This is a genomic window from Bifidobacterium sp. RTP21102st3_E2_RTP21102_210122 (assembly GCF_040916945.1).
GTDB classification, from domain to species: domain Bacteria; phylum Actinomycetota; class Actinomycetes; order Actinomycetales; family Bifidobacteriaceae; genus Bifidobacterium; species Bifidobacterium longum.
In genome coordinates this window covers 181,776-208,654 of the sequence record NZ_JBCPAN010000002.1, presented here as the reverse complement: position 1 = coordinate 208,654, position 26,879 = coordinate 181,776, and the positions used below count along the sequence as shown (strand labels likewise).

At 61.1% G+C, this 26,879-nt stretch carries 23 protein-coding genes; 3 read left to right on the top strand and 20 right to left on the bottom strand.

Annotation, left to right across the window (positions count from 1 at the left end; translation table 11 throughout):
- Positions 1-102: 102 nt before the first annotated feature.
- Positions 103-1,446, bottom strand: a complete 1,344-nt coding sequence (locus AB5287_RS02855) for a sugar ABC transporter substrate-binding protein (protein ID WP_007053697.1) — start codon at positions 1,444-1,446, stop codon at positions 103-105.
- A 331-nt stretch (positions 1,447-1,777) separates the two neighbouring features.
- Positions 1,778-3,130 (bottom strand): ABC transporter substrate-binding protein, encoded by a 1,353-nt coding sequence (locus tag AB5287_RS02850; protein ID WP_060662088.1) that lies wholly within the window; start codon positions 3,128-3,130, stop codon positions 1,778-1,780.
- Between the two features lie 159 nt (positions 3,131-3,289).
- Here AB5287_RS02850 and AB5287_RS02845 point away from each other — a divergent pair, with 159 nt between their 5' ends.
- Positions 3,290-4,990: an alpha-N-arabinofuranosidase gene (locus AB5287_RS02845; RefSeq protein WP_023658124.1), complete on the top strand. Its 1,701-nt coding sequence runs from the start codon at positions 3,290-3,292 to the stop codon at positions 4,988-4,990.
- Positions 4,991-5,109: 119 nt separating this feature from the next.
- Here AB5287_RS02845 and AB5287_RS02840 read toward each other — a convergent pair whose 3' ends face one another.
- The 4 genes from AB5287_RS02840 to AB5287_RS02825 all read right to left on the bottom strand — a co-directional run bounded on the left by AB5287_RS02840 (position 5,110) and on the right by AB5287_RS02825 (position 10,504).
- Positions 5,110-6,123: a LacI family DNA-binding transcriptional regulator gene (locus AB5287_RS02840; protein ID WP_013410313.1), complete on the bottom strand. Its 1,014-nt coding sequence runs from the start codon at positions 6,121-6,123 to the stop codon at positions 5,110-5,112.
- Between the two features lie 124 nt (positions 6,124-6,247).
- Positions 6,248-8,323 carry a beta-galactosidase gene (locus tag AB5287_RS02835; RefSeq protein ID WP_007053701.1) on the bottom strand — a complete coding sequence of 692 codons (2,076 nt, stop codon included), beginning with the start codon at positions 8,321-8,323 and terminating at the stop codon, positions 6,248-6,250.
- Positions 8,324-8,514: 191 nt separating this feature from the next.
- Positions 8,515-9,522 carry an ABC transporter permease subunit gene (locus AB5287_RS02830; protein ID WP_021975688.1) on the bottom strand — a complete coding sequence of 336 codons (1,008 nt, stop codon included), beginning with the start codon at positions 9,520-9,522 and terminating at the stop codon, positions 8,515-8,517.
- 55 nt (positions 9,523-9,577) lie between these two features.
- Positions 9,578-10,504 carry a carbohydrate ABC transporter permease gene (locus AB5287_RS02825; RefSeq protein ID WP_007051281.1) on the bottom strand — a complete coding sequence of 309 codons (927 nt, stop codon included), beginning with the start codon at positions 10,502-10,504 and terminating at the stop codon, positions 9,578-9,580.
- 246 nt (positions 10,505-10,750) lie between these two features.
- Between AB5287_RS02825 and AB5287_RS02820 the strand changes: the two genes are divergently transcribed.
- A complete protein-coding gene (locus tag AB5287_RS02820) occupies positions 10,751-11,737 on the top strand; it encodes a LacI family DNA-binding transcriptional regulator (protein ID WP_007056427.1) in 987 nt (328 codons plus the stop codon).
- A 90-nt stretch (positions 11,738-11,827) separates the two neighbouring features.
- Positions 11,828-11,989, top strand: a complete 162-nt coding sequence (locus tag AB5287_RS02815) for a helix-turn-helix domain-containing protein (protein ID WP_010081131.1) — start codon at positions 11,828-11,830, stop codon at positions 11,987-11,989.
- Between the two features lie 35 nt (positions 11,990-12,024).
- Here the strand turns inward: AB5287_RS02815 and AB5287_RS02810 are convergent, their stop codons facing one another.
- From AB5287_RS02810 to AB5287_RS02745, 14 genes are all read right to left on the bottom strand, one after another.
- Positions 12,025-12,789 carry a pseudouridine synthase gene (locus tag AB5287_RS02810; RefSeq protein ID WP_013140358.1) on the bottom strand — a complete coding sequence of 255 codons (765 nt, stop codon included), beginning with the start codon at positions 12,787-12,789 and terminating at the stop codon, positions 12,025-12,027.
- 13 nt (positions 12,790-12,802) lie between these two features.
- The gene (gene glmS / locus AB5287_RS02805) at positions 12,803-14,695 is read right to left on the bottom strand and encodes a glutamine--fructose-6-phosphate transaminase (isomerizing) (protein ID WP_013582420.1); all 1,893 of its coding nucleotides are present in this window, start codon (positions 14,693-14,695) and stop codon (positions 12,803-12,805) included.
- A 207-nt stretch (positions 14,696-14,902) separates the two neighbouring features.
- On the bottom strand, positions 14,903-15,733 hold the full coding sequence (locus tag AB5287_RS02800) for an amino acid ABC transporter ATP-binding protein (protein WP_007056434.1): 831 nt from the start codon (positions 15,731-15,733) through the stop codon (positions 14,903-14,905).
- Positions 15,734-15,749: 16 nt separating this feature from the next.
- On the bottom strand, positions 15,750-16,745 hold the full coding sequence (locus AB5287_RS02795) for an amino acid ABC transporter permease (protein ID WP_007056432.1): 996 nt from the start codon (positions 16,743-16,745) through the stop codon (positions 15,750-15,752).
- 130 nt (positions 16,746-16,875) lie between these two features.
- On the bottom strand, positions 16,876-17,817 hold the full coding sequence (locus AB5287_RS02790) for an ABC transporter substrate-binding protein (protein ID WP_007051290.1): 942 nt from the start codon (positions 17,815-17,817) through the stop codon (positions 16,876-16,878).
- Positions 17,818-17,950: 133 nt separating this feature from the next.
- Entirely contained in the window at positions 17,951-18,904 is a 954-nt protein-coding gene (locus AB5287_RS02785; protein ID WP_007051291.1) for an ABC transporter substrate-binding protein, read from the bottom strand.
- A gap of 162 nt (positions 18,905-19,066) precedes the next feature.
- Positions 19,067-19,543: an SsrA-binding protein SmpB gene (smpB, locus tag AB5287_RS02780; RefSeq protein ID WP_007051292.1), complete on the bottom strand. Its 477-nt coding sequence runs from the start codon at positions 19,541-19,543 to the stop codon at positions 19,067-19,069.
- 163 nt (positions 19,544-19,706) lie between these two features.
- A complete protein-coding gene (locus AB5287_RS02775) occupies positions 19,707-21,056 on the bottom strand; it encodes a CHAP domain-containing protein (protein ID WP_206873992.1) in 1,350 nt (449 codons plus the stop codon).
- A gap of 102 nt (positions 21,057-21,158) precedes the next feature.
- Positions 21,159-22,082, bottom strand: a complete 924-nt coding sequence (ftsX, locus tag AB5287_RS02770; protein WP_011068337.1) for a permease-like cell division protein FtsX — start codon at positions 22,080-22,082, stop codon at positions 21,159-21,161.
- Positions 22,083-22,092: 10 nt separating this feature from the next.
- The gene (gene ftsE / locus AB5287_RS02765) at positions 22,093-23,217 is read right to left on the bottom strand and encodes a cell division ATP-binding protein FtsE (protein ID WP_368220606.1); all 1,125 of its coding nucleotides are present in this window, start codon (positions 23,215-23,217) and stop codon (positions 22,093-22,095) included.
- Positions 23,218-23,225: 8 nt separating this feature from the next.
- Positions 23,226-24,350: a peptide chain release factor 2 gene (gene prfB / locus AB5287_RS02760; protein ID WP_007051295.1), complete on the bottom strand. Its 1,125-nt coding sequence runs from the start codon at positions 24,348-24,350 to the stop codon at positions 23,226-23,228.
- A gap of 234 nt (positions 24,351-24,584) precedes the next feature.
- A complete protein-coding gene (locus AB5287_RS02755; RefSeq protein WP_007051296.1) occupies positions 24,585-24,716 on the bottom strand; it encodes a hypothetical protein in 132 nt (43 codons plus the stop codon).
- A 16-nt stretch (positions 24,717-24,732) separates the two neighbouring features.
- Positions 24,733-26,214 (bottom strand): DNA polymerase III subunit epsilon, encoded by a 1,482-nt coding sequence (locus tag AB5287_RS02750; protein WP_368220604.1) that lies wholly within the window; start codon positions 26,212-26,214, stop codon positions 24,733-24,735.
- On the bottom strand, positions 26,211-26,864 hold the full coding sequence (locus tag AB5287_RS02745; protein WP_007051298.1) for a peptide deformylase: 654 nt from the start codon (positions 26,862-26,864) through the stop codon (positions 26,211-26,213). Before AB5287_RS02745 ends, AB5287_RS02750 begins: the two co-directional genes overlap by 4 nt.
- Positions 26,865-26,879 lie beyond the last annotated feature (15 nt).

The following is a 26,879-nucleotide window of genomic DNA, read 5'->3' as shown; positions in this document are numbered from 1 at the left end:
CTAGGCGGGGCTTAAAACGGTAAAAGCCCCGTGACGGGATTCGTCACGGGGCTTTGTGTATCAGGTGAGATTAGCTAGGCAGTCTCAGCGAGGGTTCAAGGCTTACTTCACGGTGAAGCCCTGATCCTTGCCGTAATCCTGCAGTGCCTTCTGCCAAGCGGCGATACCGTCAGTCAGCTTCTGGTCGCCGGTGTAGGACTTGCCAAGGTAGTCGCCGAAGATGGTGCGGGCCTTGACCTCGTAGGGCAGGAACTGGTAGTCGGAGGACACGTTCTCAGCAGCCTGAGCCAGAACCTCGTTGTACTTCTGACCACCGAAGTAGTCAACGTCCTCGCCATCGGCGTTCTTCACAGTGGTGGTGTTCTTGAAGGAGTCGGACTCCATGGAGGCCTTGTCAGCCGGGAATGCACCGCCGGCCACACGGGTGGCCACGCCGTCGCCGTGGTTGGCGTACTCGATGAACTGGTAAGCAGCGTCAGCCTTCTTGGTGGAGGCGAGCACAGCCAGCGAAGAACCACCGTTCTCGGAGTTGGTGGTGGAGCCGTCAGCGGTCGGCATCTGGGTCACACGCCACTTGCCAGCGCCGTCAGCAGCGGAGTTGGCCAGGTTGGCAGGCATCCAAGCGCCAGTGAACAGGGAGGCGATGGTGCCGTCGACCATGCCCTTGAACCAGTCCTCAGACCAGCCAGCGGTCTTGGTGTCGAGCAGGCCCTCGTCCAGCAGCTTCTGCCAGAAGTCGGTGAAGGTCTTGACGCCCTTGTCCTCGGTCAGGTTGACGGTGACTTCGGAACCATCGGAAGAGGTCTGGAACGGCTTTGCACCGGCCAGCCAGGTCATGGAGTCGAAGAAGCCGGCGTCACCGGTGTCGGAGGTGATGTAGTAGTTGTCGCCCAGAGCGTGAATCTTCTTGGCGGCGTCGTAGTACTGATCCCAGGTCTTGATCTGCTCGGCGTCAACACCGGCCTTGTCGAAGACCTCCTTGTTGTAGAAGAAGGCCATTGGGCCGGAATCCATCGGCAGGCCGTAGACCTTGCCGGCGAACTGCACGGAAGCCCACGGGCCAGGGGTGTAGAAGTCGGAGTAGCCGGAGGTCTTGTCGGTGATGTCCAGCAGGTTGCCCTTGATGGCGTACTGCGGGATGGCGTAGTACTCAACCTGAGCGACGTCCGGAGCACCGGAGCCAGCCTCGATGGCGTTATCAAGCTGGGTGTATTCCTTGGTGTTGGTGCCGACGTTCTTGAGATCGACCTTGATGCCGGTCTTCTTGGTGAAGTCCTTGGCAACCTGGGTCAGCGTGGGCTCCCAAGCCCACACGGTGATTTCGGTAACGTCCTTATCTTGAGCCGGCTTGCCACTGGCGGTGTCGGAACCGCAGGCGGCAACGGAACCCAGCATGGCAACCGCACCGGTAAGTGCAATGGCCTTCTTAGCAACGGTGAACTTCATCGTTCTGTTCTCCTTCCTTGGATCGCCTTTCGGCGGTCTGCAGTGATTGTCACCACAACAGCATGGCAACTCTCCTCGTCGTCATGCTATCGTGAACCATCACTCTATGGTTCAGTAGTCACAAAACGGCTTTGTTTCGCCACTTTGTAGCTATGGTTGCGATAACATCTTTTATTATACACATTCTTCGGCAACACGCCATCTTGGTATCGCAATCCGCGCGCCACTGCTCCCATGGCATAAGAAAATCGGGCGCCCCGAAGAGTGCCCGATCCTGTTATCGCAACCTCCCGCTACAGAAACCACAGGAGGAAGTCTGCTGCGATTGCCGTTACTTCACCTGGTAGCCCTGCTGCTTGGCGTAATCCTGCAGGTCCTTCTGCCAGGAAGCCACGGCATCGGAGAGCGTGGTCTTGCCGGTGTAGGCATCGCCGGCGTAGTCGCCGAACTTGCCGCGAGCGTAGACCTCGAAGGGCAGGAACTTGTAGCCGGTGGACACATTGGCTGCGGCCTTGGCCAGCTCCTCGTTGAACTTCTGACCGCCGAAGTACTCGTGGGCCTTGCCGTCGGAGTCGGTCAGGGAGGTCATGTTGAGGAAGTCGTTGGACTTGAGGGTGTCGTTGTCGGCCGGGAAGGCACCGCCGTCAACACGGGTCTTAATGCCCTCGGCGTCGTGGCAGGCGTATTCCATGAACTTGTAGGCGGCGGCGACCTTGGCCTTGTCGTCGGACTTCACGATGACCAGCGAGGAACCACCGTTCTCGGAGTTGGTCTCGGAGCCGTCTGCGGTCGGCATCTGGGCGATGCGCCACTTGCCGTCACCGTTCGGAGCGCCGGAAAGCAGGTTGTACGGCATCCAAGCGCCGGTCAGCAGGGATGCGATGGAGCCGTCATCCAGACCCTTGTTCCAATCGTCGGTCCAGCCGACGGTCTTGGTGTCGATGAGGTCTTCGTCGATCATCTTCTGCCAGAAGTCGGTGAAGGTCTTGACGTTCTTGTCACCGGTCAGGTTGATGGTCACGGTCTCGCCATCCTTGGAGGTCTCGAACGGGGTCGCGCCGGCCAGCCAGGTCATGGAGTCGAAGAAGCCGGCGTCACCGGAATCGGAGGTGATGTAGGAGTCCACGGCGCGAATCTTCTTGGCGGCCTCGTAGAAGTCGTCCCACGTGCGCACCTGGGTCGGATCGACGCCGGCCTTGTCGAAGACGTCCTTGTTGTAGAACCAGGCCATCGGGCCGGAATCCATCGGCAGGGCGTAGACGCCGTCATTGATGCTCACCGAGGACCACGTGCCCGGGGTGTAGAAGTCCTTGAAATCGGAGGCGCCGAGATCGGAGAGGTTCTCGAGGTGGCCGCGAATCACGTATTCGGGCAGTGCGTAGTATTCGATCTGGGCGATGTCCGGAGCACCGGAGCCGGCCTCGATGGCGTTGGACAGTGCGTTGTACTCGTCCTTGTTGGTGCCGGCATTGGTCACCTTCACCTTAATGTTCGGGTTCTTGGCCTCGAATCCCTTGACCGTACGAGGCAGTGTGGAATCCCAGGACCACACGGTCAGCTCGATCTTCTTATCAGAGGAGCCGGTGCTTCCGCTATCCCCGGCAGAGGTGGAACCGCAGGCAGCTACAGAGGAGAGCATGGCCACAGCACCAATCAGGGCAATCGTCTTCTTGCCGAACTTCATCGTTCTTTCCTTCCTTGTTATGGGAAACGACGGGACTTGGCGTTTTGTTCCAAGTATTGTATCGTTTTAAGAAACGGTACCACATGTTTTATGTTTACGCAAACACGACACGTCGCACCATGGTGACTAACCGCAAACCGAAGGAGATGCATCCCGCTCATGACCACTCACAACAGCCAGTATTCCGCCGAAACCACCCATCCCGACAAGCAGGAAAGCAGCCCGGCGCCGACCGCCGCCGGCACCACGGCCAGTAACGTCTCCACAACCGGCAACGCAACCACGCCGGACGCCAGCATCGCCCTCAACGCCGACGCCACTCCGGTAGCCGACGTTCCCCCGCGTCTGTTCGGCTCATTCGTAGAACATCTGGGCCGCTGCGTCTACGGCGGCATCTACGAGCCCAGCCATCCCACCGCCGACGAAAACGGCTTCCGCCAAGACGTGCTTGACCTGGTCAAGGAGCTGGGCGTCACCTGCGTGCGCTACCCCGGCGGCAATTTCGTATCCAACTACAACTGGGAAGACGGCATCGGTCCACGCGAGAATCGCCCCGTGCGCCGCGACCTGGCCTGGCATTGCACCGAAACCAACGAGATGGGCATCGACGACTTCTACCGCTGGAGCCAGAAAGCCGGCACCGAAATCATGCTTGCCGTCAACATGGGCACCCGGGGGCTGAAAGCCGCGCTCGACGAGCTCGAGTATGTCAACGGCGCGCCCGGCACCGCTTGGGCGGATCAGCGCGTGGCCAACGGCATCGAGGAGCCGATGGATATCAAGATGTGGTGCATCGGCAACGAAATGGACGGCCCGTGGCAGGTGGGCCACATGAGCCCGGAAGAATATGCCGGCGCGGTGGATAAGGTGGCCCACGCCATGAAGCTCGCCGAGTCCGGTCTCGAACTCGTGGCCTGCGGTTCCTCGGGTGCCTATATGCCGACCTTCGGCACGTGGGAGAAGACCGTGCTCACCAAGGCTTACGAGAATCTCGACTTCGTCTCCTGCCATGCCTACTACTTCGACCGCGGCCATAAAACCCGGACCGCCGCCTCCATGCAGGACTTCCTGGCCTCTTCCGAAGACATGACCAAGTTCATCGCCACCGTCTCGGACGCGGCCGATCAGGCGCGAGAAGCCAACAACGGCACCAAAGACATCGCCCTGTCCTTCGACGAATGGGGCGTATGGTATTCGGACAAGTGGAACGAGCAGGAAGACCAGTGGAAGGCGGAGGCCGCGCAGGGTTTGCACCACGAGCCATGGCCCAAGTCTCCACATTTGCTGGAAGACATCTACACCGCGGCCGACGCGGTGGTCGAAGGTTCCCTGATGATCACCCTGCTCAAGCACTGCGATCGCGTGCGTTCCGCCTCGCGCGCCCAGCTGGTCAACGTCATCGCCCCCATCATGGCCGAGGAACACGGCCCGGCATGGCGGCAGACCACGTTCTACCCGTTCGCCGAAGCCGCCCTTCACGCGCGCGGCCAGGCCTACGCTCCGGCCATCAGCTCCCCCACCATCCATACCGAGGCATACGGCGACGTGCCGGCCATCGACGCGGTAGTCACGTGGGATGAACAGGCCCGCACCGGTCTGCTGCTTGCCGTCAACCGCGACGCCAACACCCCGCACACGCTCACCATCGACCTTTCCGGGCTGCCCGGCCTGCCCGGTCTCGGCACGCTCGCGCTCGGCAAGGCGCAACTGTTGCATGAGGACGATCCGTACCGCACCAACACCGCCGAAGCGCCCGAAGCCGTCACGCCGCAACCGCTCGACATTGCGATGAACGCCACCGGCACCTGCACGGCAACGCTTCCCGCCATCTCCTGGATCAGCGTGGAATTCCACGGCTAAAAGACGGAGAGTCACGCCCGTACCAAGTACAGTCAAGTCCAATACGACCAGGGCCCGTCAATCACCATACGATTGACGGGCCTTGTCATTCACTTCGGATATTTCGAACCATGGATTCATCAGGCGCAGGCCAACGCCGGCGAGGACTCGCGCAGGGAGAGGCTATAGGGGGCCTCGATGGTTTGGGCAGGAGCGCGACTGCCGGATTCGACCTGTTGGATGATGGATTCGACGGCCAGTCGGGCGATGGCTTCCCTGCCGGGGTTAACGGTGGAAAGAGACGGCACCATGTAGGCCGATTCCTCCACGTCATCGAAGCCGATGACGCGAACATCATCCGGCACGGCAACGCCGCGTTCGCGCAGTTCACGCAGCACGCCCCACGCCAGCAAGTCATTCAAAGCGAACACGGCATCGAATTGCAGGCCACTCTCCAGCATGGTGTCCACCGCGGCCAAACCGTCGGCGCTCCCCCAGCCTTGGGTTTCGATAAGCAGACTGTCATCACAGGGGATGTCGCGCGCGGCCAGCGCCTCACGATATCCGTGGGTGCGGATGGAGCCCGACGAGAAATCGTGCTCGGGGTGGGGCACGGCACCGACTACGGCGATGCGGCGGCAACCGGCATCAAGCAGGTGATAAGTCGCGGCGGCGGCCCCTTCGCGATTGCGAATCACTACGTGCGGCGCGTTGACGCCGAACAAACGTTCACCCAACAGCACGAGCGGGTAATCGCCATCCAAAGCCGCGATATCGTCAACCGTCATCATCAGAGGGCTTAAGATGAGCCCGTCCGCGCTGTGCGTGCCCATCGATGCGATGCTTTCCAGCTCGCGGGCACGATTGTTGGTGGTGGATTCCACGATGACGCCGTAGCCATGTTGCCGGGCCTCGGCCAGAATATCCTCGGCGAGTTCGGAGAAGTACACCTGCCGCAGATCGGGAATGACCAGCTTGAGTAACCGGGTACGCCCGGAACGCAGGTTTCTGGCCGACGAGTTGACTTTGTATCCGAGCCGGTCGATGGCTTCCGCAATACGCGCGGCCATCGCCTCGCTCATATATGGCTGTTTGTTCAGAAAATTAGACACCGAGGCTACCGAAACACCGGCCTCATGGGCCACGTCCGCCATCGTCACTCTGTTTTTGCCTCGCACGGTGACCACCCTACCCGACTTTGCTGGAGATACGAAAACGACTCCCCTGCTGCGATGAGCAGCAAGAGAGCCGTTGGGTAATTAGGCGCTATGCGCGGTTTTACAGCTTGACGACGAGTACGCCGTTGGGCTGGATGGCGGCCGTGTGCTCGGACTCGTTGACCTGGGCCAGCGAGGCGACCAACGGTTCGCCTTCCACGTCCACGACCGCAACATCGTGGGTGCGGTTGAACAGGAACACGAAGTGGTTCTCGCCAGTTTCGTCCGCACGCTCGACGCGCAGCACTTCACCGCGATCGTCCTCAGCCGAAGTCTCGATGCCGAGTTCCTCCAGCAGCACGGGCAGGCTCTTGGCCAAACCCTCACGGCCGAGACGGGCACCGACGTATGCGGCCTTGCCGTCGCCGAAGTCGTTGACGGTGATGGCGGGAGCGCCGTCGAAACCGGTCCACTTATCTGCCTTGAAGGAGGCGACCACGTGAGCGGTATCGGCCACGGAGGTGATCACGTCGGCGAAATCATGCGCCACGGTTCCGTTGTCCAAGTCAAGGTGGTCCATGGCACCGGGGAAGTCGTTTCCCATCGGGGCGAATTCCTCAACGCGCACGCCCACCACGTCACGGATGGAACCGGGGTAGCCACCCAGCCAGACGTGATCCTTGTCGTCCACCAGACCGGTGTAGTAGGTCACGAACAGCTTGCCGCCGTTCGCCACATACTCGCGCACGCGGCGCGTGGTCTCTTCAGACAGGATGGTCAGGCTCGGCAGCACGACGGCTTCGTACTCGTCCCAAGGGCCGCGAACCGGCACCACGTCTGCGGTCAGACCGTTGTCCGCCAGCGCGCGGAACCACGCGAGCGGCTCGGTCCAATGGCGTACCTCCTGAGTAGGCGTGGCGGTGTGTTCCGTAGCCCACTGGGACTCGTAATCGAAGACGACGGCGACCTTGGACTTGACCAGCTTGGTGCTCAGCAGGCCCTCGTCAGCAAGCTTGTTGAGGTCGGCACCCAGCTCGCACACATCGCGGAAGATCTGGGAGTCGGGGCCCGCGTGAGGAACCATCGAAGAGTGCCACTTCTCGGCACCGGCCTTGGACTGGCGCCACTGGAAGTAGCAGATGGCGTCGGAGCCCATGGCCAAGTGGGCCAGGGAGTCGCGCACCAATTCGCCGGGCTCGACGCGATAGTTGATCGGGCGCCAATTGACGGCGGAGCTGGAGTGCTCCATGAGGAACCACGGATTCTTGCGGGCGATGCCGTCACATAGGGAGGCCGAGTAAGCCAGCTCGTCGAAGTGAGCTTCGCCAGGCGTGAAGTAGTGATCGTTGGACACGAAGTCCACGTCGTAACCCCACTTGTCGTAATCGATGCCGGCACCGCCGGCGGAGACCATGAAGTTGGTGGTCTGCGGCTTGGGGGCGATCTCGAGCAGGGCATCGCGCTCGGCCTTGTAAAAGTCGAGCAGGGCGTCGGAGCTGAAGCGCTTCCAGTCAAGCAGCTTGCCCGGGTTCATGAAGTTGCCGTCGCCGATGAAGCGCGGCGGGATGATCTCGGAAAAATTGTTCATGCGCTGCGCCCAGAATGCGGTGCCCCAAGCGTCGTTGACGGCGTCGATGGTGCCGTACTTCTTCTCGCACCACTTCTGGAAGGCGCGCTCGGCGTCTTCGGAATAGTCGAAGCGGTTGTGGCAGCCGTACTCGTTGCTCACATGCCAAGAGACCACATAGGGGTTGTCCTTGTAGTGCTCGGCCATCTTGCGGCACAAGCTGAGCGCGTAGTCAAGGAAGACCGGGCTGGTGGCGCGCCAGTGCTGGCGGGCACCGGGCTGGCAGACGTCGCCGCGGTAGTCGACCCAGAGGATCTCCGGGTGGGCCTGGGTCATCCACATCGGCGGGGATGCGGTGCCGGAGGCGAGATCGACGGCGATGCCGGCCTTACCAAGCTTGTCGATGACGCGGTCGAGCCAATCGAAGTCGTACACGCCTTCTTCGGGCTCAAGCTTGGCCCAGGAGAAGATGGCTACGGAGACGAGGTTGACGCCGGCCTGCTGCATGAGGGCTACATCTTCGTCCCACACTTCCTCAGGCCATTGGTCGGGGTTGTAATCGCCGCCATACCAGATGCGGGGCTTGTTGCCCGCAAGCGGCTGCGGCCACTTGAACTCTTTACGTTCCATGATGATTCAGCTCCTTTATTGAATTTTATCGATAATCTGCGTCCGCGGGAATAAATTCCTCACGTTGCACAGACACACAAGGAGGCACCTGCACAATTCTCAACAATGCGAATATCTGCATAGGTGCCTCCTTCTGTTAGTGGTTATGCCTTTATCTCGGCTCCCTCCACCAGAAGGGAGCCAAAGTACGGTCACTCCTTGACGGCGCCTGCGGCCAGGCCGGACTGCCAGTACTTCTGCAGGCACAAGAACGCGATGACCAAGGGGATGATCGTGATCAGGGAGCCCGTGATCACCAGGTTCTGGATCGCCTGGCCGCCGGCCGTGCTCGCCTGGTCCTTCCACTGGTTCAGGCCGATGGTCAGCGGGTACCAGTCCGCGTCCTTGAGCATGATCAACGGCAGGAAGTAGTTGTTCCACGTCGCCACGATCGTGAACAGGGCCGTCGTCACGATGCCCGGAGCCAACAACGGGAGGCTGATCTGCCAGAACGTGCGGAACTCGGACGCGCCGTCCACGCGCGCCGCCTCCAGCAGCTCCTGGGGCACGGCCTGCTCGCTGAAGATCCACATCAGGTACAAACCGAACGGGCTGATCAGCGACGGGATGATCATGGCCCACGGGGTGTTCGTCAGGCCCAATTTGGCGAACAGGAGGAACTGGGGAACCGCCAACGCGATGCCCGGCACGCTGATCGCGCCGATGATGACCACGAACACCGCTTTGCGCCCCGGGAAGCGGAACTTGGCCAGAGCGTAGCCGCCCATGATCGCCAGCAGGGTCGCGCCGCCGGCGCCGACCACCACGTACAGGATCGTGTTGAACAGCCAGCGCGCGAAGATCCCGTCCTGATAGGAGAACACGGTCGCGATGTTGTCGAACAAAGCGAACGTCTTGCCGAACCCCAGGCCGAACGTGCTCGTGAAGTCGGCCTGTGTCTTCGTCGCGTTGATCAGCAGGTACACGAACGGGAACAGGCAGTACACGGCGAAGACCGCGCACAGGACGGTCAACAACGTGGAACGCCTCGGGTTGTTCACGTTCGCGAACCCGGCCTTCGCGCTGCGCTTGCGTTCGGCGGCCTCGTCGGCGGCGATCCTCTTCTGGCGGGCCTTCTCCGCCTTCCTGGCGGCCTTCTCCTGGGCCTTGAGCTCGGCGTCGGTCAGGCGACCGGCGGCCGAAGTCGTTGCTGCACTCATCACATACGCTCCTTCACGATCATCATCGATTCCTCAACACGAACAGCGGTCATCGTCACTTCATCTGCTCCTTCAGGCTGTTCAACTGGACGATGTAGGCGATGGCCATGGTGATCACGGCCATCACGATCGCCAACGCGGCCGCATAATTCGACTGGTTGCCGCTGAAGCTCAGGTTGTACGCGTACATGTTCGGCGTGTAATACGTCGTGATCGCATTACCAGGAACCATGTTCTGCAAAATGCTCGGCTCGTTGAACAGCTGGAACGAGCCGATGATGCTGAAGATCACCGTGATAGCCAGGCTGCCGCGCAATTCGGGAAGCTTGATGCTCTTCACGATCTGCCACTCCGACGCGCCGTCGATGCTCGCCGCCTCATACAGGGAATGCGGGATGGTCGACAGCGAGCTGTAGAAGATGAGCATGTTGTAGCCCGTGAACTCCCACGTCACGATGTTCCCGATGCTGGCCAACAACACGGAAGGGGCGAGCACGTCGATGTCCGTGCCCAGGAAATCGTTCAACGAACCCACCAGGCCGTACTTCGCGCCATACACGAAACCCCAGATCAACGTCGACACCACCGCCGGCACCGCGTAGGGCAGGAACGTCGAGATACGGAAGAACCTCGTGCCATGCAGCTTCATCGAATCCAACGCCAGGGCCATCAAAGCCGACAGGCACAGCATGATCGGCACCTGCACGCACGTGAACAGGGCCACACGACCAACACTGCTCCAGAACTGGCCATCACCCAACAGGCGCGCGTAGTTCTCGAAGCCGACGAACTTGGTGCCGCCGATCATCTGCTTCTTGAAGAACGAAATATAAACGGCGTACACGATCGGCACGATGAACACGAACACGAACACCACCGCAAAAGGCCACATGAATTTCCATCCACGCCAATCGGCCTTGTGCTTATTCACACGAGCCTTGCCCGAATGCACGGGCGCAGCTGCGATATCGGCTGAAGCCATTCCCAACCCCTCTCCTTCGAAGGTTGACCAAAATGTTTGCGTTATCATCATAACACCATTTGTAACATTGTCCAATCGTGTTGAGTACCGTGTTGAATTAAGGGTTTCTCAGTCACTCTGCTACAATGGTCACGAAGACAACGATGTTATCGTTACCGTAAGCGACCCTAAGATAAGCGTTGCAAACGAAACACCGACATTAATGAGTCAAGCGAGGGTGAAATGTCGAGGCCAACACAGGTGTCCATGCAAGACATAGCGAAAGCCGCCGGCGTTTCGCCACAGACAGTGTCCCGCGTGGCGAATGGCAGCGATGCGGTGAAACCCGAAACACGCCAGCGTGTCGAAGCCGCAATGGAACGCCTTGGGTATCGTCCGAATTATGCGGCCCGAGCCCTAAAGCACGGCCGCTTCCAGGATATCGGCGTGGTGATGTTCAACACCGCCACGTTCGGCAACGCCCGCATCCTTGATTCTATTGTGGCCAACGCGGCCGATGACGATTATTCAGTCACCATCCAGACCATGCGCCACGGTGCGGAACGCACGCTTTCCGCCGCCATCGATCGCATGCAGCGTCAGCCGGTGGATGGTGTCATCGTAGTGCTGGAGGAACGCATCTCCGATTTCGTCGGATACAAGCCTCCGCGAGAATTTCCAGTCGTGCTCATCTGCGAATCCGCCGCCGACCACTGCCCCACCGTTGACGCCGACCAGTATGGCTGCTCGACCGCTATCGTCGATTACCTGATGAGCAAGGGGCACAAGACCGTCTACCACATTGCCGGACCGTCCACCTCGCGCGCCGCCGAAAGCCGCGCCCGCGGTTGGCGAGAAGCGTTGGAACAAATGGGAGCACGCATACCGAGCATGTACATCGGCGATTGGTGCGCGGATTCAGGCTACCAGGCCGGCGTGGCGTTGGCCCACGACCCCGACTGCACGGCCATCTACGCCGCCAACGACCAAATGGCATACGGCGCAATGCTCGGGTTGCAGTCAGCGGGCAAGCGCGTGCCCGAGGATGTCAGCATCGTGGGCGTCGATGATTCGCTGGTCGATATGGTCCCGCGCTTGAACCTGACGACCATGAAGCTGCGCTTTGACGACATTGGCGCCACCGCCTTCTCCATGGTCCGCCGTCAATGCGAAGGCGAGAAGATACCGGTCGGCGTCAAAACCGTAATCCCGCCGGAACTGATTGAACGCGGTTCCGTGCTCGACATCAGCTGACGAGCGGCATGCGCTGGCATCCACTGGTACCTGCCAGTGATCCACCTGCCAGTGATTCATAGGCAACGCCAGGGCATTAGTCAGACCGACATGGCCCAACGGCTGGGCGTGTCACGTCGCTGGCTGATCGAATTTGAACACGCCCGAGTCCCCAATCCCGAATTCTCCACCATTCTCAGCGCCCTGACTGAGCTTGGCTTGTCGCTGGATGTCCGCAAAACCCCGCAGCCCGCCGAACTCTATGAATGGTGACACCATGAGCGAAAACACTCTCAATGCATAAGAAATCAGATCTTAAGCGGCACACGGGAAACGAATTCGCGCTTCTCGCCTGTTATTGGATCGGTGAATCGTAGCACACGCGCCACTAATTGCAGCGGCTGGCTGAAATCGTCGTAGGGGCGTGTCTGGATGCGCGGGTAGAAGTCGTCGCCCACGATGGGCAGGCCGAGCGAATTCATGTGGACGCGCAATTGGTGGGTTTTGCCGGTGCGCGGGTGGAGTGTGTAGCGGCAGATGGGGTGATTTCCCGGATGGGGACCACCCTCCGGCGCTTCGCGCCACCTCCCGCCAGCGGGAGGGAAACAGAGGTCGCCGCGCTCGATGAGGGTTTCGGCGTTGGCCAAACCCGGTTCCTCGAATGCGGCCATCGTGCCGTGTTCCTTGGTGATGTGCGATCGGCGCAGCAATGGGAACGGGCGTGGCGGTTCGACCTGCATGATCGTGCCGAATCGCGGGCCGCTGATCGGCCGGCAGGGTGCCAGGCATTCATAGATCTTGACGGCCTGCCGGTTCTGGAACAGCATCTGATATGCGCCGCGGCAGGCCGAATCCCGCACGAACACCAATACGCCGGCGGTCATGCGGTCCAATCGGTGCGCTGGCGTGATGTCCGGCTCCCCCAGCCGCTCACGCAATCGGATCAGCGCGGTCTGCCGATACCACATGCCGCGTGGCATGGTGGCCAGAAAATGCGGCTTGTCCACCACGATGATCCGCTCGTCCTCATACAGCACGTCCATCTCAAACGGAATATGAGGCTCGTCAATCACATACCGATGTGGCTTACTCAACGGTCACGGACTTGGCGAGGTTGCGGGGCTTGTCCACGTCGTAGCCCTTGAGCTTTGCCATGTCCATGGCGAACAGCTGCAGCGGCACCACGTCAACCAGCGGGCTCATCAGCGTTGGGCAGGCGGGGCGCCAGAACACCACGTCAGCGTACCGTTCCACATCCGGGTCGCCCTGCTCGGCCACGGCGATGATGTACGCGCCACGAGCCTTGACCTCCTCGATACCAGAGATCACCTTGGCGTGCAACACATTGCGGCCGCGCTGCGGCGGCACGATGAACACCACGGGCTCACCCTCGTCCACCAGCGCGATCGGTCCATGCTTGAGCTCGCCGGCCGCGAAGCCCTCGGTGAACGTGTAGGCGATCTCCTTGAGCTTCAGTGCACCCTCAAGCGCCACCGGGTAGCCCACGTGACGGCCGAGGAACAAGAAGGAGTTGGCGTTCACCATGCGCTCGGCGGCCGCCTGGATGGTCTTGGGCTGGGTGTCGAGCACCCACTGAATCTTGCGCGGCATGTCTTTCAGGGAGTCAAGCACCTGATGAATCTCATCGCGGAACATCGCGCCCTTGACCTGCGCCAGATACAGGCCCAGCAGGTAGGCGGCGGTGATCTGCGCCACAAACGCCTTGGTGGATGCCACGGCAACTTCCGGGCCGGCGTGTGTGTAGAGCACGGCGTCGGATTCGCGCGGAATGGAGGCACCCTGCGTGTTGCAGATGGCCAGCACCTTGGACCCCTGTTCGCGCGCGTGGCGCAGGGCCATCAGAGTATCCATGGTTTCGCCGGACTGAGAAATGGCCACCACGAGCGTACGCGGGGTCAGAATCGGGTCACGGTAACGGAATTCGTGCGCGAGTTCGATTTCCACGGGGATACGCACCCAGTGTTCGATGGCGTACTTGGCTACCTGGCCGGCGTAGCTGGCGGTGCCGCAGGCCACGACGATGATTTTGTCGATGGCCTTGAAGTCGTGTTCGTCGATACGCACTTCATCAAGGGTGATGCCGCCATTCGCATCGAAGCGGCCAAGCAGGGTGCGCTGCACTGCGGCAGGGTCTTCGTGGATCTCCTTGTCCATAAAGGAATCCCAGCCGCCCTTTTCGGCGGCCGAAGCATCCCAATCCACGGTGTAGGTCTTCGGGTTTTCGACCACGTTGCCGTCGAAATCGGTGACGATGACCTTGTCGGCGGACACGCATACGGCCTGATCCTGGTCGACTTCCATGGCGCGCTTGGTGTAGGCCACGAATGCGGCGACGTCGGAACCGAGGAAGTTCTCCCCCTCGCCAAGGCCCACGACCAGTGGCGAATCATGGCGGGCTCCGACCACGATGTCCGGCTGGCGGCAGTCGGTGGCCAGAATGGTGAACGCGCCTTCAAGCATGCGGGCCATACGGCGCACAGCCTTGAACAAGTCTGGCTTGCCTTCGTCCGCGATAATCTTGTCCACGATCTTGCCGAGCAGCTTAGCGGCCACCTCAGTGTCGGTGGCGGAGGCGAATCGGTAGCCTTCGGCTTGCAGGTCGAGACGCAGCTGAGAGGCGTTTTCGATGATGCCGTTATGGATGATGGCCACCTTGCCGTCCATGCTGGTGTGCGGGTGGGCATTCACGTCGCTCGGCTCGCCATTGGTGGCCCAGCGCGTGTGGCCGATGCCCACCGTGGCGAGCGGCATCGGCTTGCGCTCGATGTCTTCGACCAGGTTCTTCAAACGGCCGGCCTTCTTGCGCACGACCACCTTATCCATGCCGGGCGCGGTCAGCGCCACACCGGCCGAGTCATAGCCTCGGTATTCCAGACGTTCCAGGCCTTGCAGGCAGACCTCCAAAGGCTTGCCGCATGCCGTTTCAATATTTCCCGCGTATCCAACGATTCCACACATGGCTCACCAGCCTAGCGGACGATTATTGCGCAAAGCGAATCCAACCCGCCGCCTTTGCAGGATTGGAACATGCCCCTTCGTGAAAACCGTACACTGACTACCACTCAGCGTACGTTCTTCACGAGATGGGGGTGCGATTAGGCGTCGCAAAAAAACGTACGCTGAGTTCATCAGCGTACGTTTTTGGAGCTGCAACAACGAGCCTTCCTACAGCACGTGCTGCAAGAAGTCCTTAAACCTAGGCTCGGTGGGGTGGTCGATGATGTCGGGGCCGCCCTTTTCTACGACTACGCCGCCGTCCATGAACACGATCTGGTCGGCGACTTCGCGGGCGAAGCCGATTTCGTGGGTCACGCACACCATGGTCATGCCTTCCTTGGCCAAGGAACGCATGACGTTGAGCACTTCACCCACCAGTTCGGGGTCAAGGGCGGAGGTCGGCTCATCGAAAAGCATGATCTCCGGCTTCATGGCCAGAGCACGGGCAATGGCCACACGCTGCTGCTGACCACCTGACAGCTGGGAGGGGTAATAGTCCATGCGATCGCCCAGACCGACGCGCTGAAGCTCGGCCACGGCCAGGTCACGGGCGGCTTTCTTGGACTGGTGCTGCACGTGAATCGGGGCTTCCATCACGTTTTCCAGCGCGGTCATGTGCGGGAACAGGTTGAAGCGCTGGAACACCATGCCGAGGCGAGAACGCTGTGCGGCGATCTCCTTATCGTCCAGGGTCTGCAGCATGTCCTGGCCGTTTTTGGTCACGTGCTTGTAGCCGATGAGTTCGCCGTCCACCTCGATGGAACCGCCGGTCAGGGTTTCCAGCTGGTTGATCAGACGCAGGAACGTGGACTTGCCGGAACCGGAGGGCCCCAGAATCACGGTCACAGTGCCGGGCATAACGGTTAGATCGATGCCCTTGAGCACATGCAGCGGCCCAAACGCCTTGTGCACCTGCACGGCCTTGACAGCAGGAATCACGGAACCGTCAACCGCCTTGCGCACGACCGGAGCGGAGTTGGTGATGTCGTTCGTAGTCATAATTCTCGCTCCCGCCTTACGCATTCAGCCCAGCGAAGGTGGTCTGATTGATTTTGTTCACATCGTCCTTCGGCTCGCCGTCAGACTTGCCGGGGTACGGCGGATCGTATGGCGGCTGCTTGCCCTTGGTGCCCACCGGGCGGGCGTTGAAGCCCTTGCCGAAGTGCGCCTCAAGGCGGGACTGCACAACCATCAGAATGGAGGTGATCAGCAGGTACCAGAAGCAGGCCACGAGAAGCAGCGGAATCGGCTTGTAGATACGGTTGGCGATGGCGTTGGTGGCGAACTGCAGTTCGAGGGTGAACGGCACGGCGGTGACCAGCGAGGTGGTCTTCAGCATGCCGATGGTCTCGTTGCCGGTGGGCGGGATGATGATGCGCATGGCCTGCGGCAGCACGATGCGGCGCATGATGAGCGTGCGGTTCATGCCCAATGCCTTGGCCGCCTCGGTCTGGCCGGGGTCCACGGCTTCAAGGCCGGCACGCACGATTTCGGACAGGTAGGCGGCCTCGTTCAGGGCCAGACCAATCCATGCGGCGTTGAATGCGGTGACCACCACGTTGGAGTCGATGCTCCAGAACTCCACCGAGGTGAACGGAATTCCGAGGCTGATCTTGGGAATCAGCACGGCGAACAGACCCCAGAAAATGAGCTGCGTGTACACAGGCGTGCCGCGGAAGAACCAGATGAAGAACCAGCTGACGCCGCGCAGCACCGGATTGATGGATTTGCGCATGATGGCAAGAATCACCGACAGGATGATTGCCACGACCATGGAGATCACGGTGAGCTCCAAGGTATAGCGAATGCCTTCAAGCACGTTCTCGTTGAACAGGTACTTCCAGACGGTGGGCCAATCCAGTCGCGGATTGGTAATCAAGCCTTGAATGAGCATCGCGGCGAGCAGTACCACGATCACTGCGGCCACAATCGGGCCGGGGCGCTTGACCGGCAGCGCCTTGATGCGATTGGGGATGTTCAGCCCCTCACCGTCGACTTCTTTCTTCGCCATAATCTGGTTCCTTGGATGTGTTGGGCAGCCTGAACTGCAAGTTGCAACTAGCATTGAACCTTAGTGCACGAATGGGGCGACTGTGTTACAAACAGTGCGCCCCATTCGAATTTTCGCGACAGCTTGTCGACTATTCGACGGCCGGGTTGATTTCGGCCTTGTCCAGTGCGCCGGATTCGACGCCCCAGTGCTGGAGGATCTTGGTGTAGGTGCCGTCGTCCATGAGCTTTTGCATGGCCTTCTGCACGGCTTCGGTGGTCTGGGAATCGCCCTTCTTGATGGCGATGGCGTTCGGCACTTCATCGAAGTCCTTGCCGAGCTGTTCCAGCTGACCATCGGTCTGGGCGATGGCGTAGCCGACAACCGGGGAATCGGCGAAGAAGACGTCGGCCTTGCCGGTCACCACAGCGGTGGTGGCGTCGGTCTGCTGCTTGGAGGACTGGATGGTGATGTCTTTCTTGCCGTCCGCCTTGCACTGCTTGGCGGTCTTGTTGATGGCCTCTTCCTCGACGGTGCCGGTCTCGACGGCAACGTTCAGACCGCACAGGTCGTTCTCATCGACGTTCTTGGGGTTGCCTGTGGCCACTGCATAGCCCATGCCTGCGGTGAAGTAGGAGACGAAGTCGACGGATTCCATGCGCTCCTTGGTGATGGTGAAGGCGGCGATGCCCAGATCGTACTTGGAGCCGATGGCCGGAATGATCGTATCGAAGTTGGAGGAGACGATTTCGGTCTCGAGACCGAAGATGTTGCCCATGGCGCGGGCGAGATCCATGTCGTAGCCGATCTGGGTCTTGCCGTCGGCGTCGAGGAATTCGGCCGGGGCGTAGGAGGGGTTGGTGCCGATGGTGAGCTTGCCGTCCTTGGTCACGGATTCAGGCAGCAGTGCGGCGATGGTGTCATCCTTCTCCACGGAGCTGACATCGTAGCTGGTGATGGTGGCGGCATCGGAGCCCTTGGCGGAATCCGTACCGGCATCGGCCTTGTCGGAGGTGCCGCAAGCGGCGGTGGCGAACAGCATGGCCGAGCTCAGTGCAATGGCCATAATGGACTTCAGTTTGGTGGACTGCATAATCGTTTCTTCTTCTCTCTTACGCCGCTTCAACGGCAACGATCAACGGTTAAGCATATTTATACACTACAGTGCATACATATACAAAAAGACTCCCGCCGCAGGGCAACGGGAGTCTTCATAGTAACCGAAACTACTCGACGGACGGGTTGATCTCGGCCTTGTCGACGGCGCCGGAAGAGACGCCCCACGTGTCGAGGATCTTCTTGTACGTGCCATCATCCATCAGCTTCTGGATGGCCTTCTGTACGGCCTCGGCGGTCTTGGAATCGCCCTTCTTGACGGCCACGGCCTCAGGGGTCACACCAACGTCCTCGCCGAGGGCCTCGAGCGTATCACCGGTCTGCTTGATGGCGTAGCCGGCAACCGGCGTATCGGCGTAGAAGATATCAGCCTTACCGGAAGCCACGGCGGTAGTCACATCGGTCTGCAGCTTGGAGGACTGGATGTCGATGGCATCCTTACCGTCCGCCTTGCACTGCTCGTTGGCCTTGTTGACTTCCTCTTCCTGAGTGGTACCGGTCTGCACAGCCACCTTCACGCCGCACAGGTTCGAGGAGTCGACCTTGTTCGGGTTGCCCTTCTGCACCACGAACGTGGAACCGGCCTTGAAGTAGGTCACGAAGTCCACAGCCTCCATGCGTTCCTTGGTCACGGTGAAGGAGGAGATGCCGATGTCGTACTTGGAGCCGACGGACGGGATAATCGAATCGAACGTGGAGGAGACGGTGTTTTCCTTCAGTCCGAACACTGCGGCCAGCGCCTTGGACAGGTCGACATCAAAGCCGACCGGGGTCTTGCCGTCCTCGGCCAGGAACTCGGCCGGGGCATAGGAAGTATCGGTGCCGACGGTCAGCGTGCCGTCGCCGGCCACGGAATCGGGCAGCAGTGCGGCAATCTCGTCGTCCTTCTGGATGCTGCTGGTGTCGAAGCCTTGAATCGAAGTGCTGGACGAGTCCTTGGATGAATCGCCGCTCTTGGATGCGGTGTCGGTGCCGTCAGTCGTGCCACAGGCCGCCACGGCGATCAGCATGGCCGCGCTCAGGGCGGCGGCCGCAGCGGATTGTATTCCCTTGCTTAGAGACATTGGATTTCCTCTCTCCGGATAGTCAGCTGGGCGGGTATGTTTCCCAGATGGTTCCAGAGCGTAGGAGTGCAATGCTACGGAAGCGTTAATCGTGGGCGAAATGGCCCACAACGTGGACATCCTACTCTTGGCTCCCCTCCGGAGGGGAGCCAAGGGGCGGGACTAGTGGCGCATGTTGGCGTAGCGCATGGCGCGTAGGGCTTCACGCTTGTCCTGCTCTTCGCGCAGGGCCTGGCGTTTGTCGAATTCCTTCTTGCCTCGGGCCAGTGCGATCTCCGCCTTGACGCGACCGTCCTTGAAGTACAGGCTCAGCGGCACAATCGTGTATCCCTTGGCCTCGATGCCGCGGGCGAGCTTGGTGATCTGCAATCGGTGCAGCAGCAGCTTGCGCTTGCGCTTGGGCGCATGGTTGTTCCATGTGCCGTTCAGGTATTCGGGGATGTTCGCGCCCTCCAGCCACATCTCGCCACGGCGGTCGATGGAGATGAACGCCTCGGACAGCGATGCGCGGCCTTCGCGCAACGACTTGACCTCGGTGCCGGTCAGGGCCAGCCCTGCCTCGTACTTGTCTTCGATGGCATAGTCATGCCGGGCCTTCTTGTTCTGGACGATGAGTTTCTCACCGGTTTCCTTGGGCATGTCTCCTCCTTTCGTGGGCAATAACTCGTGAGTAGCAACTCGTGGGTAGCAACTCGTGGGTAGCAACGCAACATCCGACGATATCACGGACCGGCCTCGAATACGAAAAGGGTTCCTCTTCAAGAGGAACCCTTCAACCGCATATATCGGCCGAACCAACCGGTCAGTGGACGAACCAGTACTGACCCAAATTGGTCAAGGTGCGGTAGTGCATGTTCCACGGACCACCCCAGTTCATTTCGGAGATCTGGAATGTGCCGTCGCCATACACGGCTTCGACTACGGCAACATGGCCATAGGTGCCGTCGGCGCCATCCTGGCCGGGCAGGAAGGAGAGTGCGGCGCCGACCTGCGGCGTGTGGTCCACGCGCAGGCCGTACGCGGGGGCGCTGCGCCACCAGAAGCCGCCATTGCCCAGATAGGACGGCGTGCCGATGCCCATCTGCCTGCGACGTTCATACGCCCAGTACGTGCACTGGCCGGCGGCATAGGCGTTGCCATAGTCGCCGTTCGACGTGCCTTGGCCGCCGACGCTGGGGGCGGGGGCGGGAGCGGGAGCCGGAGCCGGCGCCGGAGCCGGAGCGGGGGTCACCGGAGTGGACGGCGTGCCGCCCTGGTTACCGGTATCCACCCGGTTGGCGGCGTCCTGCTGCTCCTTCTGGAACTGACGATTGTAGGAATCGACCTGGGAGGCGATCAGTACGGTCTGGGCCGCCTGCTTGGCGGATTGGGAATCCAGACTGTCGACCATGGAGGACAGTTCGTTGCGCCGCGTCTCACCCTCCTGGCGTAGCTTGTCCAAAGCGTCACGTTCGCTTTGCGCGGTTTCGGCGGCGGTCTGTGCGGAAGCGGCCTTCTCATCGGACTGGGTCTTGAGCACAGCGATCTGCTTTTCGATGGCCGCCAAGCGCTCGCCACGGTTCTTCGACGTGCTCAGTGAGGTCGCGGCGGAGGAAGCCGCATTCGCCTCGTTGCGGGACAACGCGTCCCGGGACTGCATGGAGTTGACGAAGTCCTGTGTGCTGGTGGCACCCGTCACCACGCTCATCACGTCGGAAGCATTCGAGCCGTGCATCTCGTCACGGGCCAGCTGGGCCACGGCGGCGTGCGCGTCATCGTAGTCCTTGCCGGTCTGCTTGATCTGCTCCTCAAGCGTCTCCTTGTCTTTCTGCGCGGCGGAAAGACGTCCGGATGCGGCATCGGCCTCGTCCTGAGCGGTGGCGGCATCCTCGTTGGCCTGTGTGACCTTGGCCTGCGCGGCGACAATCTTGTTGTTGGTCAGATCGTCCAGCTCAAGTACCTTATTCGCCAGGTCCTGGCTGGCACCGGCCAGCTGCTGCTTGAGTTCGGCCTCGCGCTGTACCGACGCGGCGTGCTGGTTCTGCGCATTGATCAGGTCGGAATAGGTGTCTGCCTGGGCAGGCTGTGCCGAGCTGAACGCCAGACCTCCCACACAGGCTGCGGCGGCCACCAGTGCCGCCAGTGCGGGCTTGATCACACGTACGTTCGTCATATGTGAATAGTCCTTTCGCTCACTTAAGCCAATACCATAACATGCGAACCTGAGAGGCTTGCACATGATGTCATCACATTTCTCGCGGGTAAGCCGGTCGCGTTACGCCCTCAAATAACGCCGCAACGAGATGGTTGAAGCGATGATGGACAGCAGTATCGCGCCCACAACCAGGAACGGCGATATCACCAGTACCGTGAGCTGATTCACATAAGGAATCCATGTAACGGATTTCGCCAGCCAGCCGGTGACGAACACGTTGACGATAGCCGAAAGCATCAGGCACGAGAGCACCGAGCCGATCAGCGAGGCGATGGCGCCCTCCAGAATGAACGGCAGACGAATCGTCCAGTTCGAGGCACCCACGTACCTCATGATTTCGGTTTCGGTTCGTCTGGATGCGGCGGACATACGAATGGTGGTTCCGGTCAGCAGGATGGCGACCACCACCATCACGCCGGCGAGCACAGCCGTAACCGCCGTGGCTCGGTTGAGCACGGCGAACACCGGGTCGAAGATCTGGCGCTGATCGGTAACGTCTTCCACACCCTCCTTGCCAGAGAGCACTTCGGAGACCACCTGATATTTGGTGGGGTCCTTGAGCTTGAGCCAGAGGGAGTCCTGCATATCGTCCGCGGTCAGCGTACGGCCTTGGAATTCACCGTTCGGGTACTGCTTGGTGAAGGTGTTGTCGTAGAAATCCTGCTTGCTGACATAGTCGATGTTGGAGACCACGTCGTTGAGTTCATCGCGAATGGTTTTCTGCAGTGCCGTGATCTCATTGGCTGAGGGCGATTTGCCGGAAGCACAGTTCGCGGACTGGCTGGTGCCGTCGGGACATAGCCACACCACGACCTCGACCTTGTCGTACCAGTCGCCCTTGGCTTTGGTGATCTGCGCCTGAGTAAGCACCGAAGCGCCGATGAACAGGAATGAGATGAAGGTGACCAGCGTCAGCGACAGCAGCATCGACAGGTTACGGGTGAGGTTGGCCCACGTTTCGGACAGAATGAATCGTGCTCGCATATGATCCCCCTTACTCCTTCGCGCCCTCAGCGGGTTGATCGTCGGATGTTTGGTCTGCGGCGGACTGCTCGCCGACAGGCGGTACGGGCGGTTCCGGCGGTGCGGGCGGCTCCGGCGGGGCCGGTGGCTCGGCGGCGGATGACACGGACGTATCGGCAACCGCGGCGGTCGCGGCGGACTCGTCCTTGAACGGGTCGAACGCCTGGGTGCTTTCCAGGGCGGCGGCCTGCTCATCCAACGGAATGCCCTTGCCCCAGGTCAGCGTGTCTTCCAGCGGCGCGAACGTCTCGCCATAGCGGCCGGTGCGGCCGGAATGCACGGAGTTGGCCAGACGGGCGATGCCTTCGGACGGCTCGTCACTGCCCTCGATGGCCTTGGTCGCCGCCGCCAGCACATGATGGGCGGTGTCGGACTTGGCTTCGACTTCGGCATCCGGGAAGAACAGGGCGGAATCGTAGGAGCCATGAGCCTCGTCACGCACGATCTTGCCGTTGTGCAGTTCGACCACGCGCTTGCGCATCGAGTTGACGATCTCTTCGTTATGCGTGGCCATGACGATGGTGGTGCCGGTGCGGTTGATGGCGTCCAGCACTTCCATGATGCCCAGCGAAGTGGTCGGGTCGAGGTTGCCGGTGGGCTCGTCGGCCAGCAGAATCTGCGGGTGGTTCACGTAGGCGCGGGCGATGGCCACACGCTGCTGCTCGCCACCGGAGAGCTCATGCGGGTAGTTCTTTTCCTTGCCGGTGAGCCCCACGGTATTCAGCACCTTGGGCACCAACGATTTGATGGTGGACCGCCGTGTGCCGATCACCTCAAGGGCGAACGCCACGTTCTCCCATACGGTTTTGTTATTGAGCAGCTTGTAATCCTGGAACACGAAGCCCAGCGAACGGCGGTACTGCGGCACTTGACGGTTGGTGATGCGCCGCAGATCGTTGCCGGCCACGCGAATCTCGCCGTTGGTGGCCTCTTCCTCGCGCAACAACAGGCTCAAGAGCGTGGTCTTGCCGGAGCCGGACGCACCCACAAGGAACACGAAATCACCGCGTTCGATATCGAGGTTGATGTCGTCAAGCGCCGGTCGGGTGCCTTTGGGATAGATCTTGGACACATTGTCCAGTGAGATCAGTGCCATAATGCTGTTTACTCCTCGGTTTCGGCGGCGCGGCGCTGTTCGTGGCGCCAGCGGATGCCGGCCTCGATGAACGCGTTGATGTCGCCGTCGAACACGGCCTGGGTCTGGCTGGTTTCGTAGCCGGTGCGCAAATCCTTGACCATCTGGTAGGGGTGCAGCACGTAGGAGCGCATCTGATCGCCCCAGCTGGCCTTGATGTCGCCGGCGAGCTCCTTCTTCTTCTTGGCCTCCTCCTCGTGGCGCAGCACGAGCAGTCGGGACTGGAGCACGGCCATGGCGGAGGCGCGGTTCTGAATCTGCGAACGCTCATCCTGCATGGTCACCACGATGCCGGTGGGAAGGTGGGTGATGCGCACGGCCGAGTACGTGGTGTTCACGCCCTGGCCGCCGGGGCCGGAGGAGCAGTAGGTGTCCACGCGGATGTCCGTATCCGGAATGTCGATGTGATCGGTGGCCTCGACCAGCGGCACCACTTCCACGGCGGCGAAGCTGGTCTGGCGGCGGCCCTGGTTGTCGAACGGGGAGATGCGCACCAGACGGTGGGTGCCGCCTTCCACGGACAGTCGGCCGTAAGCGTAGGGGGCGTCCACCTGGAAGGTGGCGGACTTGATGCCGGCCTCTTCGGCGTAGGAGGTGTCCATGACCTTGGCCTTGAAGCCGTTACGCTCGCAGTAGCGCAGGTACATGCGCAGCAGCATCTGCGCGAAGTCGGCCGCGTCGACGCCGCCGGCACCGGAGCGGATGGTCACCACGGCGGAACGTTCGTCGTATTCGCCGTCAAGCAGGGTCTGGATCTCCATCTGGTCGAGATCCTTCTGGATCTCGCCGATTTCGCTTTGCGCCTCGTCCAGAGAGTCCTGGTCGCCCTCCTCGTGGCCGAGTTCGACGAGCGTTTCCACATCGTCGATGCGCTGGGAGGCGGAGTTCAGACGCTTCAGCTGCGATTCCGCGGCGGACAGCCGGCTGGTGATCTTCTGGGCGTTTTCCGGGTCATCCCACAGGCCCGGGGCCGCGGCCTGCGTTTCGAGATCCTTGATATCGGCCTTGAGTCGGTCGACGTCCAGCGCCTTGGCGATGGATTCGTATTTGGCGCGGGCTTCGCCGATCGCCTGGGTAAAGTCAAATTCTGCCATCGTGGTTTACCTTACTGTTGATTCTTTGAGATTCTTTGGGAAGTCACGTCCTTGTTGACAGCCTTCGCACATTCCTCTGGCGTTGGCGGGCATTGCCGCGCCACACGCGCATCCGCCTGCAATCCATGCTGTCAGAAGGTTCCGGGCCTGCCTTGCCGATAGCCGGCCGGGCGACCTCACGAATCCCTCGCATCAGACGTGTTCAACTGCGGGCACGAATATGCGAAGGCAACGTCAAAGCCCCGCGTAAATCGCCGGGATGATCAGGGAGCCGAGCATGGCCACAGCTATGACCACGCACACCACACGCACGATGGTGCGGCGGCGGTTCTCACGCTGCTGTCGGCTGTCCTGATAGTTACTCACGAGACCAATAGTGTACTCACCGCTTACGACCGCAGGACTTGCCGCCGACGCCCGCCCTGCCGGTGGACCCCCACGGCCCTTTCCTTTGCGCTTTCAGCGCCGCCAGATGGTGTTTCATGGCCACCAGCATGATGTGCGAATCCTCAAGGCCCAAGTGGCGTTCGTTGTGGGCGGAATCAAGCGCGCCCTGACGTTTGGCGTAGGCGTCGAGCGTGTTGTCTCCGTAAGGATGCTCGTTGGTGGGTACCGCGCCGGGGTCCCACTGCCGGCTCATCGGCAGGGTATCGATGATGGTGATGCGCCCGGCGCGGTAGCTTTCCGCGTATCCGGCGACGTTCAGCATGAACCAGCTATGTTCGAAGGTGGCGTTATGCGCCACGTACGGCTGCTGGGTAAGCCGCGCGAGCAGGCCGGCCTGGGCTTGGGGCCATTCGTCGAAGAGTCGGTACCCGGCCTCGCTGCTGCGGCCGCGTACATCGATGCCGGTGAGTTTGGCGATGAGGGCGTTGCCGAGCGCCGCGTTTTCCGGCGGCACGCCAAAAGCGAGGCGGGACTGGCCGTAGGCGTCGCCGGCGGCGTAATAGCCCTGCTCATAGGCGTATGTCTCGGGTTCGCCGGCCGGGCGCGGACTGGCCATGTTCATGAACTCGAAGCCGACGTCGATGATGTAGTCACGTGCCGGATCGATGCCGGTGGTTTCGATGTCGATGCCCATCACCGCATCCACGTCGCGGCCGGGCAGGTAGGCGTCGCGCCAGTCGGGCTTGGGATGGTGTCCGGTAGCGTTGCCAGACGCGGCGGCACCACCCGGCAGAGCGGCACCACCCGGCGAAGTCGCGCCGGAGAGATTGGCGCGGGCCATCGCCGCATCGCCCGCCCGCTTCTGGAAGCGCTGGGCCTTACGCCGTTCGGCGCGTGCGTCAAGAATCGCTGCCGTACGATCTTGGACATCGTCCAAGGCGACTGTTGTGGGGAACTTGACATCGCTGTTTTCGGCGGCAGTGTTTCCGGCAGATGTGCCACCGGCTTCGCCGCTCAGATCCAGCATGCCTTGGTCATCGTTCGACGGGCCGCTGCCGGAGTACGGCTTGAGCACGGCAATGGTGGACCTCCCCCGCCGTTCGCGACTGACCGCCCATAGGTGTTGCTGTTCGCCCAGATGCAACAGCGTGTTGATGTTGTCGTTGAGCCGACGATTGGCGTAGGCGAGCGCGCGAGGCAGACGATAGGAGCCGATGAACCGGTCGAAATCGGTCATGAATGCGCTGTTGCATTGGGCGATGATCGATTCCAGACGCTCGCGTGTGGCGTAGTCGGCCTTCAATGCGTCGTGGATGGACTGTGGGGTGGATTCCGGTATTGTGCCGACGCCATGCGCCAGGTCCAGAGAACGCACCCAGTCCCAGTCGATGGTGGTGCCATCGGCGTCCTTGGGCATGGACGCCGCCCATTGGGGAATGTCTCCCTTGGCGGCGTCGAACCATGCACGGTCGGTCATAGTGCGAAACCGAGCTCTTCAGCGGCCTCGGTGGGCACCGGGTCTTCGCACCAGTAGTCCTCGAGGTTCTCGTTGGTGGTCAGCGAACGGATTTCGGCGCGATCGATATACAACTCGCCGCTCAAATGATCGGTTTCGTGCTGGAAGATGCGTGCGGGCCAGCCGTGCAGCGGCTCGCTGTGGTGTTTGCCGTCTTCATCATCCCATTCGGCGGTGATGTCGAGCCAACGCTTGCGCACAGCTTGGTATCCGTCGAAGCTCAGGCAGCCCTCGTAGAACGAGGCGGTTTTGTCGCTGGTGGGTTTGTAGCTCGGGTTGATGATCACGTGGAAGGGGAATTCCGCGATTTCGCGCGGATCATCCTCGTCGTCGCGCACGTGGTCTTCGACCACGGCGAGCGCGAGCCCCAAGCCGATCTGGGTGGCGGCGAGCCCCACGCCGGGTGCCTCCAGCATGGTGGTGTGCATCGTATCGATGAGTTTGGCGAGCGTACGCTTGGAAAGCTGGCCATTATAGGCCACTGTCCGTTGGCGCAACACCGGTTCGCCGGCCTGCACGATGGGCAGGAGCTTCTCCTTGCCGCCGGTTTTGATGAGTTGTTCGACATCACGGTTGAGTTCGAGGTCGACTTTGGCGTTCTTTCCAAACATTGTTTTTTTTCCTTA

What these genes read in the sequence shown, in the direction of transcription:
- AB5287_RS02800 (WP_007056434.1), bottom strand. Translation starts at nt 15,733, where the DNA reads ATGACTACGAACGACATCACCAACTCCGCTCCGGTCGTGCGCAAGGCG.
- AB5287_RS02855 (WP_007053697.1), bottom strand. Translation starts at nt 1,446, where the DNA reads ATGAAGTTCACCGTTGCTAAGAAGGCCATTGCACTTACCGGTGCGGTT.
- AB5287_RS02750 (WP_368220604.1), bottom strand. Translation starts at nt 26,214, where the DNA reads ATGACCGACCGTGCATGGTTCGACGCCGCCAAGGGAGACATTCCCCAA.
- AB5287_RS02850 (WP_060662088.1), bottom strand. Translation starts at nt 3,130, where the DNA reads ATGAAGTTCGGCAAGAAGACGATTGCCCTGATTGGTGCTGTGGCCATG.
- prfB (WP_007051295.1), bottom strand. Translation starts at nt 24,350, where the DNA reads ATGGCAGAATTTGACTTTACCCAGGCGATCGGCGAAGCCCGCGCCAAA.
- AB5287_RS02820 (WP_007056427.1), top strand. Translation starts at nt 10,751, where the DNA reads ATGCAAGACATAGCGAAAGCCGCCGGCGTTTCGCCACAGACAGTGTCC.
- AB5287_RS02830 (WP_021975688.1), bottom strand. Translation starts at nt 9,522, where the DNA reads ATGAGTGCAGCAACGACTTCGGCCGCCGGTCGCCTGACCGACGCCGAG.
- AB5287_RS02815 (WP_010081131.1), top strand. Translation starts at nt 11,828, where the DNA reads ATGGCCCAACGGCTGGGCGTGTCACGTCGCTGGCTGATCGAATTTGAA.
- AB5287_RS02790 (WP_007051290.1), bottom strand. Translation starts at nt 17,817, where the DNA reads ATGCAGTCCACCAAACTGAAGTCCATTATGGCCATTGCACTGAGCTCG.
- AB5287_RS02795 (WP_007056432.1), bottom strand. Translation starts at nt 16,745, where the DNA reads ATGGCGAAGAAAGAAGTCGACGGTGAGGGGCTGAACATCCCCAATCGC.
- AB5287_RS02785 (WP_007051291.1), bottom strand. Translation starts at nt 18,904, where the DNA reads ATGTCTCTAAGCAAGGGAATACAATCCGCTGCGGCCGCCGCCCTGAGC.
- ftsE (WP_368220606.1), bottom strand. Translation starts at nt 23,217, where the DNA reads ATGGCACTGATCTCACTGGACAATGTGTCCAAGATCTATCCCAAAGGC.
- AB5287_RS02835 (WP_007053701.1), bottom strand. Translation starts at nt 8,323, where the DNA reads ATGGAACGTAAAGAGTTCAAGTGGCCGCAGCCGCTTGCGGGCAACAAG.
- ftsX (WP_011068337.1), bottom strand. Translation starts at nt 22,082, where the DNA reads ATGCGAGCACGATTCATTCTGTCCGAAACGTGGGCCAACCTCACCCGT.
- AB5287_RS02825 (WP_007051281.1), bottom strand. Translation starts at nt 10,504, where the DNA reads ATGGCTTCAGCCGATATCGCAGCTGCGCCCGTGCATTCGGGCAAGGCT.
- glmS (WP_013582420.1), bottom strand. Translation starts at nt 14,695, where the DNA reads ATGTGTGGAATCGTTGGATACGCGGGAAATATTGAAACGGCATGCGGC.
- AB5287_RS02775 (WP_206873992.1), bottom strand. Translation starts at nt 21,056, where the DNA reads ATGACGAACGTACGTGTGATCAAGCCCGCACTGGCGGCACTGGTGGCC.
- AB5287_RS02845 (WP_023658124.1), top strand. Translation starts at nt 3,290, where the DNA reads ATGACCACTCACAACAGCCAGTATTCCGCCGAAACCACCCATCCCGAC.
- AB5287_RS02745 (WP_007051298.1), bottom strand. Translation starts at nt 26,864, where the DNA reads ATGTTTGGAAAGAACGCCAAAGTCGACCTCGAACTCAACCGTGATGTC.
- smpB (WP_007051292.1), bottom strand. Translation starts at nt 19,543, where the DNA reads ATGCCCAAGGAAACCGGTGAGAAACTCATCGTCCAGAACAAGAAGGCC.
- AB5287_RS02840 (WP_013410313.1), bottom strand. Translation starts at nt 6,123, where the DNA reads ATGGCGGACGTGGCCCATGAGGCCGGTGTTTCGGTAGCCTCGGTGTCT.